General features: G+C 63.6%; 16 protein-coding genes. 14 read left to right on the top strand and 2 right to left on the bottom strand.

Going from position 1 to position 18,851, the window contains the following annotated elements; all coding sequences use genetic code 11:
• The first annotated feature begins 46 nt into the window (after positions 1–46).
• The 11 genes from alg8 to ASF84_RS25160 all read left to right on the top strand — a co-directional run bounded on the left by alg8 (position 47) and on the right by ASF84_RS25160 (position 15,157).
• Entirely contained in the window at positions 47–1,528 is a 1,482-nt protein-coding gene (gene alg8, locus ASF84_RS25110) for a mannuronan synthase (protein ID WP_056841606.1), read from the top strand.
• Positions 1,529–1,568: 40 nt separating this feature from the next.
• The gene (locus tag ASF84_RS25115; protein ID WP_056841607.1) at positions 1,569–2,741 is read left to right on the top strand and encodes an alginate biosynthesis protein Alg44; all 1,173 of its coding nucleotides are present in this window, start codon (positions 1,569–1,571) and stop codon (positions 2,739–2,741) included.
• 2 nt (positions 2,742–2,743) lie between these two features.
• Positions 2,744–4,174, top strand: coding sequence for an alginate biosynthesis TPR repeat lipoprotein AlgK (gene algK, locus ASF84_RS25120; protein ID WP_056841608.1), 1,431 nt, complete (start codon positions 2,744–2,746; stop codon positions 4,172–4,174).
• A complete protein-coding gene (locus ASF84_RS25125) occupies positions 4,171–5,679 on the top strand; it encodes an alginate export family protein (protein ID WP_056841609.1) in 1,509 nt (502 codons plus the stop codon). The genes algK and ASF84_RS25125 overlap by 4 nt, the downstream gene beginning before the upstream one ends.
• 29 nt (positions 5,680–5,708) lie before the next feature.
• Positions 5,709–7,319 (top strand): mannuronan 5-epimerase AlgG, encoded by a 1,611-nt coding sequence (algG, locus tag ASF84_RS25130; RefSeq protein WP_056841610.1) that lies wholly within the window; start codon positions 5,709–5,711, stop codon positions 7,317–7,319.
• A 14-nt stretch (positions 7,320–7,333) separates the two neighbouring features.
• Positions 7,334–8,770, top strand: coding sequence for an alginate O-acetyltransferase (locus tag ASF84_RS25135; RefSeq protein WP_056841611.1), 1,437 nt, complete (start codon positions 7,334–7,336; stop codon positions 8,768–8,770).
• A gap of 8 nt (positions 8,771–8,778) precedes the next feature.
• A complete protein-coding gene (locus ASF84_RS25140) occupies positions 8,779–9,912 on the top strand; it encodes a mannuronate-specific alginate lyase (protein ID WP_056841612.1) in 1,134 nt (377 codons plus the stop codon).
• Positions 9,913–10,150: 238 nt separating this feature from the next.
• Positions 10,151–11,704, top strand: coding sequence for an MBOAT family O-acyltransferase (locus ASF84_RS25145; RefSeq protein ID WP_056841613.1), 1,554 nt, complete (start codon positions 10,151–10,153; stop codon positions 11,702–11,704).
• 10 nt (positions 11,705–11,714) lie between these two features.
• Complete coding sequence (locus tag ASF84_RS25150; protein WP_056841614.1) at positions 11,715–12,890, top strand: alginate O-acetyltransferase; 1,176 nt, start codon at positions 11,715–11,717, stop codon at positions 12,888–12,890.
• A gap of 14 nt (positions 12,891–12,904) precedes the next feature.
• Complete coding sequence (locus ASF84_RS25155; protein ID WP_056841615.1) at positions 12,905–13,570, top strand: alginate O-acetyltransferase AlgF; 666 nt, start codon at positions 12,905–12,907, stop codon at positions 13,568–13,570.
• Between the two features lie 135 nt (positions 13,571–13,705).
• Complete coding sequence (locus ASF84_RS25160) at positions 13,706–15,157, top strand: mannose-1-phosphate guanylyltransferase/mannose-6-phosphate isomerase (RefSeq protein ID WP_056841616.1); 1,452 nt, start codon at positions 13,706–13,708, stop codon at positions 15,155–15,157.
• 71 nt (positions 15,158–15,228) lie between these two features.
• On the opposite strand, the gene ASF84_RS25165 is transcribed toward ASF84_RS25160, so the two are convergent.
• Positions 15,229–15,636 carry a hypothetical protein gene (locus ASF84_RS25165; RefSeq protein ID WP_056841617.1) on the bottom strand — a complete coding sequence of 136 codons (408 nt, stop codon included), beginning with the start codon at positions 15,634–15,636 and terminating at the stop codon, positions 15,229–15,231.
• A 282-nt stretch (positions 15,637–15,918) separates the two neighbouring features.
• Between ASF84_RS25165 and ASF84_RS25170 the strand changes: the two genes are divergently transcribed.
• From ASF84_RS25170 to ASF84_RS25180, 3 genes are all read left to right on the top strand, one after another.
• Positions 15,919–16,275, top strand: a complete 357-nt coding sequence (locus ASF84_RS25170; protein WP_056841618.1) for a hypothetical protein — start codon at positions 15,919–15,921, stop codon at positions 16,273–16,275.
• A 74-nt stretch (positions 16,276–16,349) separates the two neighbouring features.
• Entirely contained in the window at positions 16,350–16,814 is a 465-nt protein-coding gene (locus tag ASF84_RS25175; protein ID WP_056841619.1) for a hypothetical protein, read from the top strand.
• A gap of 340 nt (positions 16,815–17,154) precedes the next feature.
• Positions 17,155–17,967 carry an SDR family oxidoreductase gene (locus ASF84_RS25180; RefSeq protein ID WP_056841620.1) on the top strand — a complete coding sequence of 271 codons (813 nt, stop codon included), beginning with the start codon at positions 17,155–17,157 and terminating at the stop codon, positions 17,965–17,967.
• 17 nt (positions 17,968–17,984) lie between these two features.
• Here the strand turns inward: ASF84_RS25180 and ASF84_RS25185 are convergent, their stop codons facing one another.
• Positions 17,985–18,842, bottom strand: coding sequence for an efflux RND transporter periplasmic adaptor subunit (locus ASF84_RS25185; protein WP_056841621.1), 858 nt, complete (start codon positions 18,840–18,842; stop codon positions 17,985–17,987).
• Between the last annotated feature and the right edge of the window lie 9 nt (positions 18,843–18,851).

An 18,851-nucleotide genomic window follows, 5' to 3' on the forward strand; every position in this document is an offset into this window, starting at 1 on the left:
ATGGTGCTTCTACTTGCAGCTTGCAACTGATTCAAGGATGTGGATTATGCAAAGGCTCAAGTACGGCTTGCTGCAGGCCGCCGGTTGGCTGTTTTACCTGACCTTGCTGTTGGCACTGGTCACCGTGTTGCCCGCCAGTATTTTCGATTCGCAATCGAAGCACTTCATTTTCCTGATCGGTATCGTCGGCCTCTGGCGCTACTCGATGGGCGCCACGCACTTTGTGCGCGGCATGCTGTTTCTCTATGTGGTGTACCCGCACCTGCGACGCAAGGTGCGCAAGCTGGGTCGCGCAGCCGATCCGTCGCATGTGTTCCTGATGGTCACCAGCTTTCGTATCGACGCGCTGACCACCGCCCAGGTCTACAGCTCGGTGATCCGCGAGGCGATCGACTGTGGCCTGCCGACCACAGTGGTCTGCTCGCTGGTGGAAATGAGCGACGAACTGCTGGTCAAGAGCCTGTGGGCACGCATGAACCCACCCGGGCGGGTCAGCCTGGATTTCGTGCGCATTCCCGGCACCGGCAAGCGCGACGGCCTGGCCTATGGCTTTCGCGCCATCTCCCGACACATGCCCGACGCGCGCGCCGTGGTGGCGGTGATCGATGGCGACACCGTGCTCAGTGAAGGGGTGGTCAACAAGACCGTGCCGTGGTTCCAGCTGTTCGACAGCGTTGGTGGCCTGACCACCAACGAGTTCTGCGAAGTGCGCGGCGGCTACATCATGAGCGAATGGCACAAGCTGCGCTTCGCCCAGCGGCACATCAACATGTGCTCGATGGCCCTGTCGCGCCGGGTGCTGACCATGACCGGACGGATGTCGGTGTTTCGCGCCTCGGTGGTCACCAACCCGGAGTTCATCGCCGACGTCGAAAGCGACTCACTGCACCACTGGCGCCTGGGCACCTTCCGTTTTCTGACCGGTGACGACAAGTCCAGCTGGTTCAGCCTCATGCGCCTGGGCTACGACACCTTCTATGTGCCGGATGCGGCGATCAATACCGTCGAGCACCCGCCGGAAAAGAGCTTTTTCAAGGCCAGCCGCAAACTGATGTACCGCTGGTACGGCAACAACCTGCGGCAGAACTCCCGAGCCCTGGGCCTGGGGGTCAATCGCCTCGGGCTGTTCACCAGCGTGGTGCTGTTCGACCAGCGCGTGTCGATGTGGACCTCGCTGCTGGGCCTGACCGTGGCGATCCTCGCCAGCCTCAAGTACGGCGGCACCTTCCTGCTGGTGTACCTGCTGTGGATCGGCATCACGCGCCTGATCCTCACCCTGCTGCTGGCCTGTTCGGGGCACCGGATCGGCCCGGCCTACCCGCTGATTCTCTATTACAACCAGATCGTCGGCGCGCTGATGAAGATCTACGTGTTCTTCCGCCTCGACCGCCAGTCCTGGACGCGTCAGGACACCCGGCTCAGCCGCGACATGGCCAGCTTTCAAGGCTGGTTCAACACCTGGTCATCGCGAACGATGACCTTTTCGGCCGGCAGCATTTTTGTCGCCGTGCTGCTGACCATGGTCTGACCGGACCTCTGAAGCCATCGATCAATCAGGAAGCCTCACCATGAATACAGCCGTGAATGCCAACGTCGTGCATGAATCCGAAGCTCAGCGCCAACACGCCCGGGTCAAGCTGCCGGCCAGGCTGCGCCTGCTCAACGGTGCCCCCAATGCGCCCCTGGTGCGCGTCGAAGACTTGTCGGCCGGTGGCCTGAGCTACATCGCACCCGCCTGCGAGAAACTGAAGGTCGGCGAAGTGATCAAGGCGCGCCTGCAGTTTCTGATCGACAACCTGGGGCTGGCCATGGACGTCGAGCTGCAGATCCGCTCGATCAATCCCGCCACCCACCGCGTCGGCTGTCAGTTCCAGAACCTCGAACCCCGGGACATCGCCACCCTGCGGCACCTGATCACCTCGCACCTGGCCGGCGACATTGTCAGTGTCGGTGAAGTGCTGGCCACCCTGCAGCGTGACAACTTCACCCAGGCACGCAAGCACAAGGCCGGCGACAGCGGCATGGGTGTGTTCGGCCGGCTGCGGGCAGTGACTTTCAGCCTGGGGATTTTCATCGTCGGCCTGGGCGCCGCCGGTTTCGTGCTCAAGACCGTGTACGACCTGTACTTCGTCAGCCATGCCACCGCCGGCCTGGTCAGCGTACCGGGCATGGAAGTGACCATGCCCCGCGAAGGCACGCTGCAAAGCCTGGTGGCGTCTGAACAGGCGGTACAAAAAGGCGCGCCCCTGGCCTCGTTCAACACCAACATGCTGGAAATGCTCAAGGGCGGCCTGACCGGCGAAGACCTGGACCCGGCCAGGATCGAACAGCTGTACGGCCGGCAGATGAGCGGCACCCTGACCAGCCCGTGCGATTGCATCGTGGCCCGCCAGCTGGTTGCCGACGGCCAGTATGCCGCCAAGGGCCAGGTGATCTTCCAGTTGGTGCCGCGCGACACCCAGGCCAGTGTCGAGGCGCGCTTCACCTATCGCCAGTTCAAGGACGTCAAGCCCGGCATGCCGGTCAGCTTCCAGGTGGCCGGTGAGGAGCGCATGCGCACCGGCCGCGTAGTCAGCAGCAGCAACCTGACCAACACCGAACTGTCGAGCGACATTCGCGTGCAGATCAAGCCTGACGAGGCCCTCAGCAGCGCGCTGGCAGGCCGTCCGGTGGACGTGATCAGCGATCGCGGCCCGTCCATGAACTGGCTGATCGACAAAGCCATGGCCGCAGGTCTGTAATCATGAACCGTGCGCCTCGACGTCCGTCGACTCCTACCTGGCTACCCCCTTCGACGCTGGGCCTGGCCGTCGCCTTGAGCCTGGGCCTGAGCGGCTGCGTCGGCCTGCCCGATCTGCGCCTGGCCAACGAGGCCCTGCAAAACGGCAACACCACCCTGGCCGAGCACAATTACCGGCAACTGGCCGACCTGGGCTATGACGAGGCCAAGGTCGGGCTGGCCGATATCCAGGTCGCCAGCCGTGAGCCGGCGGCGCTTGTGCAGGCCGAAGCCACCTACCGCGAGGCGGCGGCCAGGCTGCCCCGCGCCCAGTCGCGCCTGGGCCGCCTGCTGGTGGCCAAGCCGGCGGCCACCCAGGCCGAACACCAGGAAGCCGAACGCCTGCTCAAGCAAGCCTTTGCCCACGGGGAATCCGGCGCGCTGATGGCCCTGGCCACGCTCTACCTGCAATCGCCGCAGAGCTTTCCCGATATCGATGTGCAGCAGCAGATCAGCCAGTGGCGCGAGCAAGGCTACGCCGAGGCGGGCCTGGCGCAGATTGCCCTGTACCGCACCCAGGGCACCTACGCCCAGCATCTGGACGAAATCGAAGGCATCTGCAAGCCGGCGCTGGCCAGCGCCGACACGTGTTATGTCGAGCTGGCCACTGTGTACCAGACCCGTGGCCAGGCCGAGCCGCAAAAAGCGCTGCTCGAACAGTTGCGCCGCGCCCACGCCGCCGGCCGCGTCGACGCCCAGCGGGTCGACAGCGTGGCGCGAGTGCTGGGCGATGCCGAGATCGGCACGCCTGACCCGCAAGGCGCCCAGCAACTGCTCGAAGGCATCGCGCCCGGCTACCCGGCCTCATGGGTGACACTGGCCAAACTGGTCTACGACTTTCCCGAGCTGGGTGACGTCGACACACTGATGGAGTACCTGGACAACGGCCGCGCTGCCGACCAGCCACGAGCCGAACTGCTGTTGGGACGGCTCTACTACGAAGGCAAGTGGTTGCCGGCCGATGCCGCCAAGGCCGAGCAGCACCTCATCAAGGCCACCGCCACCGAGATCTCGGCGCACTACTACTTGGGGCAACTGTACCGGCGCGGTTACCTGGGCCGGGTCGCCCCGCAAAAAGCCGTGGACGAACTGCTGATCGCCGCCCGTGGCGGCCAGACCAGCGCCGACTACGCCCTGGCGCAGTTGTTCTCGCAGGGCCGTGGCATCCGCCCCGATCCGGTCAACGCCTGGGTCTTCAGTCAACTGGCCCTGGCCCGTGGCACGGCGCCCGACAGCGAACTGATCCAGCACATCAACCAGCAACTGCCACCGGAACGCCTCGCCACAGCCCAAGCCTTGCTCGAACGCGAACAGAACGTCCGGGGTGCGACCGCCAGCCAGAGCGCGCTGGTCCTGCAAACCCTGCAAAACGACAACGCTGAGGAAGCCCTATGAAGCTCAACCCCCTGATGGCTGCCGGCATGGGTCTTGGCTTTACCCTGCTCTGGGCGTGCCCGACCCTGGCCGCCCTGACCGAAGAACAGAACGTCGGCCTGGAAGCCAAGATCACCGCACAAAGCGAAGACGACCGCGACCTGGGCACCCGCTCAGGCGGTGACGTCAACGGCATCGGCCTGGATCTGCGCCCGTGGGTGTATGGCGAGCGTGGCGCCTGGAGCGGCTATGCGATGGGCCAGTTGGTGACCGCCACCGACACCATCCAGACCGACCCGCTGGAGCAGACCGCCACCAACAGCCGCGGCCAGATAGGCACGCAAGTGGCCCGTGGCAACGCCAGCGAGCGCGAGGTCGACAAGAGCTACGCCGCCCTGCGCGAGTTCTGGGTCGGCTACAGCGGCTTGACCCCCTACCCCGGCGAGATCCTCAAGGTCGGTCGCCAGCGCCTGCGCAACGACGACGGCCAGTGGCGCGACGTAAACATCGAGGCCATCAACTGGACCTTCGACACCACCTTGCTGCGCGCCGACCTCGGCGCTGCCCAACGCTTCAGTGAGTACCGCACCGACCTGACCGAACTGGCCCCGGAAGACGAAGACCGCCAGCACCTGTTCGGCTCGGCCAGCTACCAGTGGACACCGGGGCACTGGGCCGGCATTCGCGCGCACCACAGCCATGACGACGGCAAGCTCAAGCGCAGCGGTGAAGTGCTCGACGACCTGGACAAGACCGCCAATGGCGACCTGACCTGGCTGGGCCTGCAGGCTGACAGCGACGCCTTCAACCACCGCAACACTCACACCCTCAACTACTGGGGCAGCCTGACCTGGCTGACCGGCGACCGCGACGAAATCGGCGCCACCTATGACGCCAACACCGACCAGTACCTGGCCGGTGACAAACGCAGCCGCAACGTCGATGGCTGGGCCACCGACCTGGGCCTGCGCCTGCGCCTGGACCCCCAATGGCAGGTCGGCGCGGCCTACTCGCGGGCCAGCAAGCACTATGAGCAGACCGGCCTGGAAAGCAACCGCTCGAACTGGACCGGCACGCGCTCGCGGGTGCATCGCTTCGGCGAAGCCTTCCAGGGCGAAATGGCCAACGTCGAGACCGGCTCGCTGTTCGCCTCCTGGCAGATGAATGACGAGTACGACGCCTCGCTGATCTACCACAAGTTCCGCCGCGTCGACGGCCATGCACGGATCGGCGGCGCCGGGATCAATCCGACCCAGGAACAGTTCGATGCCAGCGGCCTCCCGACCAACACCTTCAGTTCGCTGCCCCTTGAAGACGGGCGCAAGGACCTCGGCCAAGAGATGGACCTGGTGGTCACCAAGTACTTCAAGCAGGGCCTGTTGCCGGCGGCCATCAGTCAGTCGGTCGATGAGCCTTCGGCACTGATCCGCCTGCGCGCCGGGGTGTTCAAACCGGGCGATGCCTACCACAGCGATGTGGACAGCTACATGCACCGGGCCATCGTCGATGTCATCTGGCGCTTCTGATGCCAGCGGTCTCCAAGGAGTGCGATGAGATGAACAGTCACCCAAGCAATGCCCGTCACCGGCCCTGGTCGCAGGCCCTGCTCGAAAGCGCCGTGCTGGGCAGCGCGCTGCTGATGGCCGGCGTGGCGCTGGCGAGCACCCCTGCCGTGTCGGAGCCTGCCAAGGCGGTGGCCAAGGAACTGCAACAGGCCAAGACCTACACCATCAGTAGCCCGCCGGTGGAACCCTTGGCCCTGCGCAAGCCGGTGCTGCCTGACCTGTCCGGCTACACCACCGAGGCGGCCCTGCAACAGATCCAGCGCAGCACGCCGGGCAAGGTGCGGGTCACGCGGATGATGGAAGAAGCCAACGGCATGAAAGAGTTTGTCGGCGGCGACAACAAGATGGCCGAGTGGGTGACGCGCCAGCGCGGCATTCCGCAGATCATCGTGGTGCAGGACGGTTATGCCAGCCTGCAGGACGTGGCGCGCCAGGTGCCGAAGCACCTGCTCAGCGAAGTGTCGCCCGGCGTGTTCATCGCCCGTGTGCCGATCCTGGTCAAGGACACCGGCACCCTGGAGATCGACCAACGCACCCGCGAGCTGCGCCTGTCGCAGGAGCGCGGCGCGTTCATCGTCAACGAAGGCAAGCTGCTGGTCACCCGCTCACAGATCAATGGCTGGAACGAAACCCGCAATGCGCTGGCGACCTGGCGCAAACCCCGGGAATTCCGGCCGTTCCTGCTGGCCTGGGGCGGTTCGCACACCTGGATCGCCAGCACCCGCATGACCAGCCTCGGCTACGACCAGAGCAAGTCCTACGGGGTCAGCATTTCGCAATACACCCCCAATGCCGCCAGGGTGCTCAAGCGCCCCGAGCCCACCGGCTGGATCGTCGATTCGGAGTTTGTCGACCTGTGGTACGGCTTCTACTGCTATGAAACCCAGGGGTTCGTCATCAAGGGCAATACCTACCGCGACAACATCGTCTACGGCATCGACCCGCACGACCGCTCGCACGGCCTGATCATTGCCGAGAACACCGTGCACGGCACGAAAAAGAAGCACGGGATCATCGTCTCGCGCGAGGTGAACGACAGTTTCATCTTTCGCAACAAGAGCTACGACAACCAGCTCTCCGGCGTCATGCTCGACCGCAACAGCGTCAACAACATCGTGGCCGACAACGATATTTACCAGAATCACACCGACGGCATCACCCTGTACGAAAGCGGCGACAACCTGCTGTGGGGCAATCGTGTCGTTGCCAACCGCCGCCACGGCATCCGCGTGCGCAACAGCACCAATATCAAGCTCTACAACAACTTCGCCATGGGCAACGGCCTGGTGGGTGTCTATGGCCACATCAAGGACCTGAGCGACACCGACCGTGACATCCAGCTGGACCCGTTCGACACCCAGGTGTCGTTGCTGGTGGTCGGCGGCGAACTGGCCGGCAATGGCTCAGGCCCCCTGTCGATCGACTCGCCGCTGAGCATCGAGCTTTACGACGTGGCCATGCTGGCGCCGACCAAGGCCAACGGCATCACCCTCAACGGCATCCTGGGCGAGAACCAGGCGCAGATTCTCGACCTGCTGGTGCGCCAGAAAAAAGCCGTGTTGATCGACCCCGTTGAAAACCAGACCGAGCTGCGCGAATGAGCCGAGGAATTGTCATGCACACCCCATTGATCAAATGGCTCGGCCTGTCGGGCCTGACTGCAGCGCTGCTGGCGGCCGCCGGCAGCGCCCGGGCCGATGCCCAGGTGCCGGCCTTTACCGCAGAGCCCTGCTGCCAGCTGTGCCCGGCCGCCCATGACGCCAGAAACTACACCACCCGCTACCAGCAGAACTTCACCACACTGATCCAGGCCGAAGGCGACTGGCTGTTTCGCACCCGTGAAGACCTGCGCACTGATTTCGACACCAGCGCGCTGGGCTACAAGCGCCTGCAACAGTTGCAACGTGCGTTCAAGCGCCGGGGCGTCGAACTGGTGGTGGTCTACCAGCCCACGCGCGGGCTGGTAGACCGCAACAAGCTGCTGCCGGCCGACCGCGAGAAGTTCGCCTACGACACCGCATTGAAAAACTACCAGGCCATGCTCGGGCGCTTTAGCAAGATGGGCTACTGGGTGCCGGACCTGTCGCCGCTGGCCAATGAAAACGAAGCCCACGATTTCTACTTTCGCGGCGACCAGCATTGGACTCCCTATGGCGCCCAGCGCACCGCCAGGCGAGTGGCCGAGACTGTGAAGCAGATCCCGGCCTACGCCGACATTCCCAAGCGTGAGTTCGAGAGCAGCAAATCCGGGCGCATGGGCAAGACCGGCACCCTGCATAACATGGCCGGCCAGTTGTGCGGCACCAGCTACGCGATCCAGTACATGGACCAGTTCGCCACCGAACCCAAGGGCGAGGCCGGCGACAGCGATCTGTTCGGCGATGGCGGCAACCCCGAGATCACCCTGGTGGGCACCAGCCACAGTGGCAAGAACTACAACTTCGGCGGTTTCCTGCAGGAGTACCTGAGCGCCGACGTGCTCAACGTGGCATTCCCCGGCGGCGGCCTGGAAGGTTCGATGATCCAGTACCTGGGCAGCGAGGAGTTTCGCAACAACCCGCCCAAGGTACTCATCTGGGAGTTTTCGCCGCTGTACCGCCTGGACCAGGAAAGCGTCTGGCGGCAGATGCTCGCGCTGCTCGACAACGGCTGCGAAGACAGGCCGGCGCTGCTCAGCCGCCAGATGAGCCTCAAGCCCGGCAACAATGAAGTGCTGGTCAACGGCACCCATGGCATCAAGACCATTCGCAACGGCGACAACCAGATCGACATCCGCTTCGAAGACCCTTCGGTCAAGGTATTGCAGGCGCGCCTCTGGTACATGAACGGCCGCCACGAAGACCTGAAGCTTGAAAAACCCGAGACCACCGACACCGACGGCCGCTTCGCCTTCCAGTTGCGCGAAGACGAAGACTGGGCCGACCAGCAATTGCTGGCGGTGGAAATCCAGGGACCGAACCCTGGTACGCCGGCCCAGAAGATCAAGGCCCAGGTGTGCAAACGCAACGGCTTCGCCAGCCCTGCGCAACAGACGGCGCAAGCCGGACAATGAGGACTTTTATGCAGACGCGCAAAACCCTGGGCCCTGCCCTGCTGTCGCTGGCCTTGCTGGCGTCGGCCTCGCTGCCCGCCCACGCCTGGAACGGGGGCGCAGCGCCGGCGTTGAGCCCGCCGGCCGGCTATTCGGCACCGATCGAGCAGATGAAGACCGGCGAACATACGTTCAACTGCGCCCCGATCCCCACGCCCTATACCGGCGAGCTGGTGTTTCGCAGCAAGTACGAAGGCTCGGACAAGGCCCGCTCGACCCTCAACGAAGTGGCCGAGAAGGCCTTCCGCTCGGCCACCCAGGACATCACCGACCTGGAACGCGGCATCAGCAAGGTGGTGATGCAATACATGCGCGACGGCCGGCCGGAACAGCTGGACTGCTCGCTGAACATGCTCACCGCCTGGGCACGGGCCGGGGCGCTGGAGTCGCAGCAGTACAACCACACCGGCAAGTCGATGCGCAAATGGGCACTGGGCAGCCTGTCGGCCGCTTACCTGCGCCTGAAGTTTTCCGACTCGCGCCCCTTGGCCAACCACACCCAGCAAGCGGCCGAGATCGAAGCCTGGTTCAGCACGCTGGCCGACCAAGTGGTGCGCGACTGGAGCAACCTGCCGCTGGAGAAGATCAACAACCACTCCTACTGGGCCGCCTGGTCGGTCATGGCCACCGCCGTGGCCACCAACCGCCGCGACCTGTTCGACTGGTCGGTGCAGGAGTTCAAGGTCGCCGCCCACCAAGTGGACGCCGAGGGCTTCTTGCCCAACGAACTCAAGCGCCGTGAGCGTGCCCTGGCGTATCACAACTACGCCCTGCCACCGCTGGCCATGATCGCCAGCTTCGCCCAGGCCAACGGTGTCGACCTGCGCCCGGAAAACAACGGCGCGCTCAAGCGCCTGGGCGACCGGGTACTGGCCGGCGTCGAGGACCCGGACGCCTTCGCCGAGCGCGGCGGCCAGAAGCAGGACATGACCGACCTGAAAAAGGACCCGAAATTCGCCTGGCTGGAACCGTACTGCTCGCTCTACACCTGTGATGCCCGGGTGCTGGAAAAGAAGCACGAGAAACAACCGTTCAAGACCTTTCGCCTGGGCGGCGACCTGACCCGGGTCTACGACCCCCGTCACGACCGCGACGATAGGTAGGAGCGCGCTCTGCCCGCGACCGAGTGCGCAGCGCTCGCAAAATCTCGGAAACGCTGAAAATTTTGACTGTGAACACATTCAAGATTTTGGAAACGCTGAAAATTTACGACTGCTAACGCAGCCGGTCGCGGGCAAGCGCGCTCCTACGCAGCGAGTGAGTTTCAACCCCCCATTTGCGTGGGGGGGTTTGGGGGGGCTTTGGCCCTTGGATGTTTGTTGCACCCTCGGAGACAAAGACATGGTCTTTTCATCCAATGTGTTCCTGTTTCTGTTCCTGCCGGTCTTTCTCGGCTTGTACTACCTGAGCGGGCAACGCTATCGCAACCTGTTGCTGCTGTTGGCCAGCTACCTCTTCTACGCCTGGTGGCGGGTCGATTTCCTCGCGCTGTTCATTGCGGTCACCGTGTGGAACTACTGGATCGGCCTGAAGGTGGGCGCCGCTGGCGTGCGCACCCGACCGGCCCAGCGCTGGCTGTTGCTGGGCGTGGCGGTCGACCTGGGCATCCTGGGCTATTTCAAGTACGCCAACTTCGGCGTCGACAGCCTCAACGCGATCATGACCTCGATGGGCCTGGAGCCCTTCATCCTGACCCATGTGCTGCTGCCGATCGGCATCTCGTTCTACATTTTCGAGTCCATCAGCTACATCATCGATGTCTATCGCGGCGACACCCCGGCCACCCGCAACCTGATCGATTTCGCAGCGTTCGTGGCGATCTTCCCGCACCTCATCGCCGGTCCCGTGCTGCGCTTTCGCGACCTGGTCGACCAGTTCAACAACCGCACCCACACGCTGGACAAGTTCTCCGAAGGCTGCACGCGCTTCATGCAGGGCTTCATCAAGAAAGTGTTCATCGCCGACACCCTGGCGGTGGTCGCCGACCACTGTTTTGCCCTGCAAAACCCCACCACGGGCGACGCCTGGCTGGGCGCACTGGCCTACACCGCGCAGCTGTATTTCGATTTCTCCGGCTACAGCGACATGGCCATCGGCCTGGGGTTGATGATGGGCTTTCGCTTCATGGAAAACTTCCAGCAGCCCTACATCAGCCAGTCGATCACCGAGTTCTGGCGGCGCTGGCACATCAGCCTGTCGACCTGGCTGCGCGACTACCTGTACATCACCCTGGGCGGCAACCGCGGTGGCCAGTTCGCCACCTACCGCAACCTGTTCCTGACCATGCTGCTGGGCGGGCTGTGGCATGGCGCCAATATCACCTACGTGATCTGGGGCGCCTGGCACGGCCTCTGGCTGGCCATCGAAAAAGCCGTGGGCATCAATACAAAACCCTGGGTATTCAACCCCGTTCGCTGGGCGCTGACCTTTCTGCTGGTGGTGATCGGCTGGGTCATCTTCCGCGCCGAAAACCTGCACGTGGCGATGCGCATGTATGGCGCCATGTTCAGCTTCGGCGACTGGCAGCTGTCGGAACTGACCCGCGCCAACCTCACCGGCCTGCAAGTGGCCACCCTGGCGCTGGCCTACGCGACCCTGGCGTTCTTCGGCCTGCGCGACTTCTACACCCGGCGCCCGGCACGGCCGGCCACAACCTGTGCCGACGGCCCGGCCAGCGATCAGCCCGGCACGCTCAAGGCCGTACCGGGTGATGCCCCCGGCAGCCTGCATCAGCCCGGCTACACCGTGGGCCGCGAAGCGCAGGTGCAACCGGCGTACTGGCAGGCCGACTGGCCACGCTATGCCATGCGCGGGCTGATCCTGCTGCTGTTCGTGGCCTCGATCCTGAAACTGTCGGCGCAGAGTTTCTCGCCATTCCTGTACTTCCAGTTCTGAGGCGCCCGAGATGACCCGTTCATTACGCATCCTCTACATCGCCGTGTTCATGGGCCTGTTGCTGGTGCTGGGCCTCTGGTCGCTGCGCAGCTTCATGCACTTTTCGCCCCCGCCCGGCACTACGGTGCTCGACGGCAAATGGACCAAGGCGGCCGAGACCCATTACGACGATGAGTTCCCGATCAAGCGCCTGGGCACCAACCTGTGGGCGGCGCTGGACTACCAGTTGTTCAACGAAGGCCGCCCCGGCGTGGTGGTCGGTGAAGACCAGTGGCTGTTCAGCGATGAGGAGTTCGACGCCATTGCCGGCGGCGAGCACAACCTGCAGGAGAACCTGGCCCTGGTGCGCGGCGTACAGGAAGCGCTGCGCACGCAAGGTTCGCGCCTGGTGCTGGCGATTGTCCCGGCCAAGACCCGCCTGTACCCCGAGCATATCGGCGAACACACCCCGGCGCGTCTGCACCGCGACCTGTACCAGCGTTTTCATCAACAAGTGGCGCAGGCCGGGATCGTCGCGCCGGACCTGCTCACCCCGCTGCAACAGGCCAAACAACGCGGCCAGGTGTTCCTGCGCACCGACACCCACTGGACGCCGCTGGGCGCGGAAGTGGTCGCTCAGCAACTCAGTCAGAGCATTGCCCGCCAGGCGCCGCTGAACGTCGAGCCGCAGGCATTTGTCACCGCGGATCTTGGCACCTCGGACTACAAGGGCGACCTGACCAACTTCCTGCCCCTGGACCCGCTGTTCAGCCACCTGCTGCCCCGGCCCGACACCCTGCAAAAACGCAGCACCGAAGCGGCAGGCACGGGCACAGAAAGCGACGACGCTCTGTTTGCCGACGCCGAGATTGCCGTGGGCCTGGTCGGCACCAGCTACAGCGCCAACCCCAACTGGAACTTTGCCGGTGCCCTCAAGCAGGCGCTGCACAGCGATGTTGTCAATTACGCCGAGGACGGCCACGGGCCGCTCTTGCCGATGCTCAAGTACCTGCAGAGCGAAGGCTTCAAGCACAACCCGCCGTCGGTGGTGATCTGGGAATTTCCCGAGCGCTACCTGCCGGTGCACAACGACCTGGGCGAATTCGACGCCCAGTGGATCGCCGGGTTGAAGAAACCCCGCAACACCCAAGAGAACCTGGCCGCGACGGCTGGATCATCCGAGTCGCCCGTGCGGGCGCACCCCTGAAAGAGGACTGCCTTATGACCCTACTGAACACTGCCACTCGTTCGACTGCCAATCGCCTGCTCAAAAGCGCCGCCCTGGCGCTGGGCCTGGGCATGGCTTCGCTGCAGGTCATGGCCGCCGGCGATGCCGCGCTGTACCCGACCGCACCAAAGGGTTCGACCTTCATCCGGGTCTACAACGCCAGCAACAGCGAAATCAGCGCGACCGTCGGCAACACCAACCTCAAGGACGTCGCGCCCCTGGGCAGCACCGCGTTCAGCTTCATGCCCCAGGGCGACTACACCGCCCGGCTGGGCAGCCAGAGCCTGCCGGTCAAGCTGGCCAGCGATCACTACTACACCCTGGTCAACCCTGCCAATGGCAAGCCGCAACTGGTCGAGGAAGCACCGTTCAAGAACAAGCAGAAATCCCTGGTGCGCGTGCAGAACCTCAGCGACCAGGCGCTGAGCCTGAAAACCGCCGACGGCAGTGCCGAGGTGGTCAAGACCGTGGCGGCCAAGGGCACCGGCGAGCGTGAGGTCAACCCGGTGAAGGTCGGGCTGGCGCTGTACAGCGGCGACAAGAAAGTCAGCGACCTCAAGCCCATTGCCCTGGAGCGCGGCGAGGCTGCGGTGCTGTATGTCACCGGCACCGGCAGCAACCTGTCGCCGGTGTGGGTCAAGCCCCAGGCGAACAACTGAGCAAGACCGATCGGCGGCCTCACGGTCGTGCGATGAGGAGCAACACCCATGACGACACGACGCAGTACCGGCCCACGACGCACAACGCGTCAGCCACGCCCTGCAGCCCTTATTGAAAACGATTGGAGACACAACATGATCCCGGTAATCCTGTCAGGCGGTAGCGGTTCTCGACTCTGGCCTCTGTCGCGCAAGCAGTTTCCCAAGCAGTTCCTGGCCCTGACCGGCGAGCACACGCTGTTCCAGCAGACCCTGCAACGCCTGGCGTTCGACGGCATGCAGGCACCCATCGTGGTGTGCAACAAGGATCATCGCTTTATCGTCAACGAGCAGTTGAGCGCGCTGAAGCTGGACACCCAGGCCATCATCATGGAGCCATTCGGGCGCAACACGGCCCCGGCCGTGGCGCTGGCGGCGATGACGCAGGTCAACCAGGGCAATGACCCGCTGTTGCTGGTGCTGCCGGCCGATCATGTGATCGACGACCAGAAGGCCCTGCAACGCGCCCTGGCCCTGGCCACCGTGGCCGCCGAGCGTGGCGAAATGGTGCTGTTCGGCGTGCCGGCGACCCGCCCGGAAACCGGCTACGGCTACATCAAGTCAGGCCCCGACTCGCTGCTGCCCGAGGGTGTGCAGCGGGTGCAGAGTTTTGTCGAAAAACCCGATGAAAAACGCGCGGTCGAGTTCGTCGAGGACGGTGGTTACTTCTGGAACAGCGGCATGTGCCTGTTCCGCGCTAGCCGTTACCTCGAAGAGCTGAAAAAACACGATCCGGACATCTACGACACCTGCCTGCTGACCCTGGAACGCAGCCTGCAGGAAGACGGCACCGTTGACATTGACCAGGCCACGTTCGCCTGCTGCCCGGATGACTCGATAGACTACGCGGTCATGGAAAAGACCCAGCGCGCCTGCGTGGTGCCACTCAGCGCCGGCTGGAGCGACGTGGGCTGCTGGGCCTCGCTGTGGGCGGTGCATGACAAGGACACCGACGGCAATGTGACCAAGGGCGATGTGGTGCTGCAAGACAGCCGCAACTGCATGATCCACGGCAACGGCAAGCTGGTGTCGGTGATTGGCCTGGACAACATCGTGGTGGTCGAAACCAAGGATGCGATGCTGATCGCGCACAAGGACAAGGTCCAGGGCGTCAAGCAGATGGTCAACACCCTCACCACCCAGGGCCGCAGTGAGACCCAGAATCATCTGGAGGTCTACCGCCCGTGGGGCTCCTACGACTCGGTGGACATGGGCGGGCGTTTCCAGGTCAAGCGCATCTCGGTCAAGCCCGGCGCCAGCCTGTCGCTGCAAATGCACCATCACCGCGCCGAGCACTGGATCGTGGTGTCCGGCACCGCGCAGGTGACCTGCGACGAGAACGTGTTTCTGCTCACCGAGAACCAGTCGACCTACATCCCCATCGCCTCGGTGCACCGCCTGAAAAACCCCGGCAAGATCCCGCTGGAAATCATCGAGGTGCAGTCGGGCAGCTACCTGGGCGAAGACGATATCGAGCGCTTCGAGGATGTCTATGGGCGTTCCGGGCCCATTGAGGCCGGCGTGAAGACCCAGACGCTGGCGCGTTGAAGAGGTAGCTGGAACGACGACAACCCTGTGGGGAACAGGGTTGTCGGTTCAGTACAGGTGTTGCAACTTGCTCATGGCGCTTCAAAGGTGTACTTCAAGGATTCTGGCGCGAAAAACCACCGATCAAGCGATGGGGCATAGACGGCGGCTGTTATTGTGGCGACATCACCCTCCTTGAAGGGCTTATTGGGGATTATTTCAAACGAGGCCCCCGTATCTTTCCCGCTGATGAACTTTTTGATTTTGGCCTCGGTCTGACTGCTCAAGTTTTCGGTTTGCATATGCATCAGAACGTGTCCGTACCTGTCACTTTCCAGGCCAGGCAATACCAGAGTGAACGCTTCCTGGCCGACCTTGAGTTTGTTGTCTGATGTCGCGTCCTTCGCATAGGGGGCTGGCAACTGACTGTCCACCTCGGCAGAGACTGTTACAACGAAGCGCTTTTCCTGGAGGCCAGATGACTGATTGTCTTGACTCATGACATAACTCCTTTTTTCATGCGATAAAAACTTCCGTGTCGCCTCGACTATAAAGCGTTTGATCCGTCACACCACTCGTAGATCTACCAGTAGCCGAATAAACATTTCACTGATAGAACAGCCTGTTGCACGCCATCGTTGCCCAGGTATCTGCTCCCTTCTGTTATCTGAATCGGAAGCCATGACCATTGGTCTGCACCTGTCATAAATGACAGTAGATACCCACTTCCTGGCGTGACTAAAGTCGACGATTGCCAGCAACGATGTCAGTGAGGAGTCGAGATGAGCATTCTGCTTGCCCAGGTGGACGCGTCGCTACCGGCACCCTGTGTCGTTGAAAGCCACGAACAGGTCATCGACCTGGACGCCCCCTTCTGTGTCGAACTGCCGGCTTTGAACAGCCGATACTACGATGCCGTGGTCCTGGCCCTGGTCTGCACCGAAGGCACCCAGTTGCGGGCCTGGGCCATCAAGGAAGCCAGGTTCAAGCATGGCAAGCCGACACAGGCGCACTTCAACAATCAGCACCTGATGTGCCCCTTTGATCGACAGATGCAGGCCTGTGCCAGGGCTTACCTGCATCGACACGACAAGGATCGCTGGGTCATGGCGCCTGACTCGGACCTGTACAGTTTCTGAAAACTTCGGGCACGGGCAGGTCTGGTTCGCTTTGGGGTAGGATGACGCGCATCTTTACGCGGAGCATTCACCCTATGCTGATCGGCATCCTGCTTGTCCTTACCTGGCTGATCCTGCTGCTGCGCTACCCGGCCAAGGCCCTGCCGGTCTCGCTGGTGGCTGCCGTGGCGCTGGGCCTGGTCGCCACCTTTGTGATCTGGCAGGACAGCCGCGAAACCCGCCAGCTCGAACGCCTGGACCTGCGCCTGAGCCATGCCCCACAGACCTGCCCGGCCGACCGGCCCTTGCAGGTCAGCCTGACCAACACCAATGCGGTGCCGCTGCTGGAATTGCGTTGGCGCGTGGCGGCGTATGTACCCGGCGACACGGTGAACCTGGCGGACAATACTTACACCTCGGCGCGCTATCGCGGCCCCGGTGAACTGCAGGCCGGTGCCACCTGGCAGGAATGCCTGCCGCTGCCGGCCCTGCGCAGCGGCTACCGTCCCGGGACCCTGGAGTTTCGCGCCGAACACCTGCAAGGCCGTTTTTCCAACTGAACCACGTTTGATAACCGCCGGGAGGTTGTAGGAGCGCGCTTGCCCGCGACCGAGTGCGTAGCGCTCGCAAAATCTCGGAAACGCTGAAAATTTACGACTGCTAACGCAGCCGGTCGCGGTGGTCCGGCATTCCGGCAAGCTCGCTCCTACAAGCGGTGAATTCAATAGCCAATAAAGTCAGTAAGTTATTTTGTGTTTGATGAGCGCGGCCTCAACCGCGAAGAAGCCCGCACCGCAACTGAAAAAGATCGCCGCCTGGTGCAAGCTTGCGCCCCAGGATCGCGTTGCCCTTAACCGTACAGCCGTGCAATCAAAGCTGTTTCTTCCCCAAGGAGCCTTCATGCCCGTCACCCTGATCACCGGCTGTTCCAGCGGCATCGGCCGCGCCCTGGCCGACGCCTTGCGCGCCGCCGACCATGAGGTCTGGGCCACGGCCCGCAAGGCCGAGGATGTCGCCGCGCTCAGTGCCGCCGGCTTCACGGCCGTACAACTGGACGTCAACGACAGCGTCGCCCTTGAGCAACTGGGCCAGCGCCTGGCGCCGATCGGGCTGGATATGCTGATCAACAACGCCGGCTACGGTGCCATGGGGCCCTTGCTAGACGGCGGCGTGCCGGCCCTGCAACGCCAGTTCGAAACCAACGTCTTTGCCGTGATCGGCGTCACCCGCGCCCTGTTCCCGGCCCTGCGCCGCAACAAGGGACTGGTGGTCAATATCGGCAGCGTGTCCGGCGTGCTGGTCACCCCGTTCGCCGGCGCCTACTGCGCCTCCAAGGCTGCCGTGCATGCGCTGAGCGAAGCGCTGCGCCTGGAGCTTGCGCCCTTCGGCATCCGGGTGATGGAAGTCCAGCCGGGCGCCATCGCCTCACGCTTTGCCAGCCACGCCACGCAGGAGGCCGAACAGTTGCTCGATCAAACCTCACCCTGGTGGCCGATCCGCGACGGCATCCGCGCCCGTGCCCGCGCCTCGCAGGACAACCCGACCTCGGCCGAGGAGTTTGCCCGGGAGGTGGTCGCCGCCCTGCAACGCCCACCGCGCCTGCTGCGCCTGGGCAACGGCTCGCGGCTGATGCCACTGGTGGCGTGGCTGGTGCCCAAGGGGGTGCTGGACAGGGTGTTGAAAAAGCGTTTTGGTTTGAATCTGACCCTATAGGGTCTGTTGCCGCTTCATCACAACCCCGCCCTCACCACCACCGTACACGTCATTCCCGCCGCCAGCAGCACCCCGTCCGGCAGCGGATCGAGCCGGATACGCACCGGCACGCGCTGGGCCAGGCGTACCCAGTTGAAGGTCGGGTTGACGTCGGCCAGCAGTTCGCGGCTTTCAGGGTTGTCGCGGTCGTAGATGCCACGGGCGATGCTGTCGACCTGGCCGGTGATACGTTGGCCGCTCATCAATTGCAGCTCGGCGGCATCACCGATGCGCAGGTGCGGCAATTTGGTTTCTTCGAAAAAGCCATAGACCCAGAACGAGTTCATATCGACCACGGCCAGCTTTGCCTCGCCAATGTGCGCGTAGTCGCCGCGGTGCACGTTGAGGTTGGTGACGTAGCCGTCCACCGAGGCCAGCACGCGGGTGCGCGCAAGATCCAGTTCGGCACTTTCCAGGCGCGCCTGGGCCAGTTGATAGTCCGCCTGGGCGGCCAGCGCCAGGTGCCCGGCGTCGTCGCGGTTCTCGGCCGAGATCACCCGTGTGTCCATGTCGGCGCGGCGCCTGGCGTTGCTGGCGCGCATCTGCCAGGCGGCCTGGCGCGCCGCAAGATCAGCCCTGGCCTGCTTGACCGCCAACCGGTAGTGCTCCGGGTCGATCTGCAACAGCAGGTCGCCTTTGCTGACCTGCTGATTGTCACGCACGGCAACGTTGATGACCGTACCGGCCACTTCCGGTGCAACGTTGATGATGTCGGCGCGCACCCGCCCATCGCGGGTCCAGGGGGTGTCCATGTAATGCACCCACAAGCTGTGCCCCAGAAAGATCGCCAGCGCCAGAATCAACAAGGTCGCGCCCACACTGAACAGCTTTTTCATCCACGCACT

This window comes from Pseudomonas sp. Leaf127, assembly GCF_001423155.1.
Lineage (GTDB): Bacteria > Pseudomonadota > Gammaproteobacteria > Pseudomonadales > Pseudomonadaceae > Aquipseudomonas > Aquipseudomonas ovata.

Coding starts and splice junctions, on each gene's coding strand:
- ASF84_RS25185 (WP_056841621.1), bottom strand. CDS start 18,842: ATGAAAAAGCTGTTCAGTGTGGGCGCGACCTTGTTGATTCTGGCGCTG.
- ASF84_RS25155 (WP_056841615.1), top strand. CDS start 12,905: ATGACCCTACTGAACACTGCCACTCGTTCGACTGCCAATCGCCTGCTC.
- ASF84_RS25150 (WP_056841614.1), top strand. CDS start 11,715: ATGACCCGTTCATTACGCATCCTCTACATCGCCGTGTTCATGGGCCTG.
- ASF84_RS25175 (WP_056841619.1), top strand. CDS start 16,350: ATGCTGATCGGCATCCTGCTTGTCCTTACCTGGCTGATCCTGCTGCTG.
- ASF84_RS25145 (WP_056841613.1), top strand. CDS start 10,151: ATGGTCTTTTCATCCAATGTGTTCCTGTTTCTGTTCCTGCCGGTCTTT.
- ASF84_RS25115 (WP_056841607.1), top strand. CDS start 1,569: ATGAATACAGCCGTGAATGCCAACGTCGTGCATGAATCCGAAGCTCAG.
- algK (WP_056841608.1), top strand. CDS start 2,744: ATGAACCGTGCGCCTCGACGTCCGTCGACTCCTACCTGGCTACCCCCT.
- ASF84_RS25170 (WP_056841618.1), top strand. CDS start 15,919: ATGAGCATTCTGCTTGCCCAGGTGGACGCGTCGCTACCGGCACCCTGT.
- ASF84_RS25140 (WP_056841612.1), top strand. CDS start 8,779: ATGCAGACGCGCAAAACCCTGGGCCCTGCCCTGCTGTCGCTGGCCTTG.
- ASF84_RS25160 (WP_056841616.1), top strand. CDS start 13,706: ATGATCCCGGTAATCCTGTCAGGCGGTAGCGGTTCTCGACTCTGGCCT.
- ASF84_RS25180 (WP_056841620.1), top strand. CDS start 17,155: ATGCCCGTCACCCTGATCACCGGCTGTTCCAGCGGCATCGGCCGCGCC.
- algG (WP_056841610.1), top strand. CDS start 5,709: ATGAACAGTCACCCAAGCAATGCCCGTCACCGGCCCTGGTCGCAGGCC.
- ASF84_RS25165 (WP_056841617.1), bottom strand. CDS start 15,636: ATGAGTCAAGACAATCAGTCATCTGGCCTCCAGGAAAAGCGCTTCGTT.
- ASF84_RS25135 (WP_056841611.1), top strand. CDS start 7,334: ATGCACACCCCATTGATCAAATGGCTCGGCCTGTCGGGCCTGACTGCA.
- alg8 (WP_056841606.1), top strand. CDS start 47: ATGCAAAGGCTCAAGTACGGCTTGCTGCAGGCCGCCGGTTGGCTGTTT.
- ASF84_RS25125 (WP_056841609.1), top strand. CDS start 4,171: ATGAAGCTCAACCCCCTGATGGCTGCCGGCATGGGTCTTGGCTTTACC.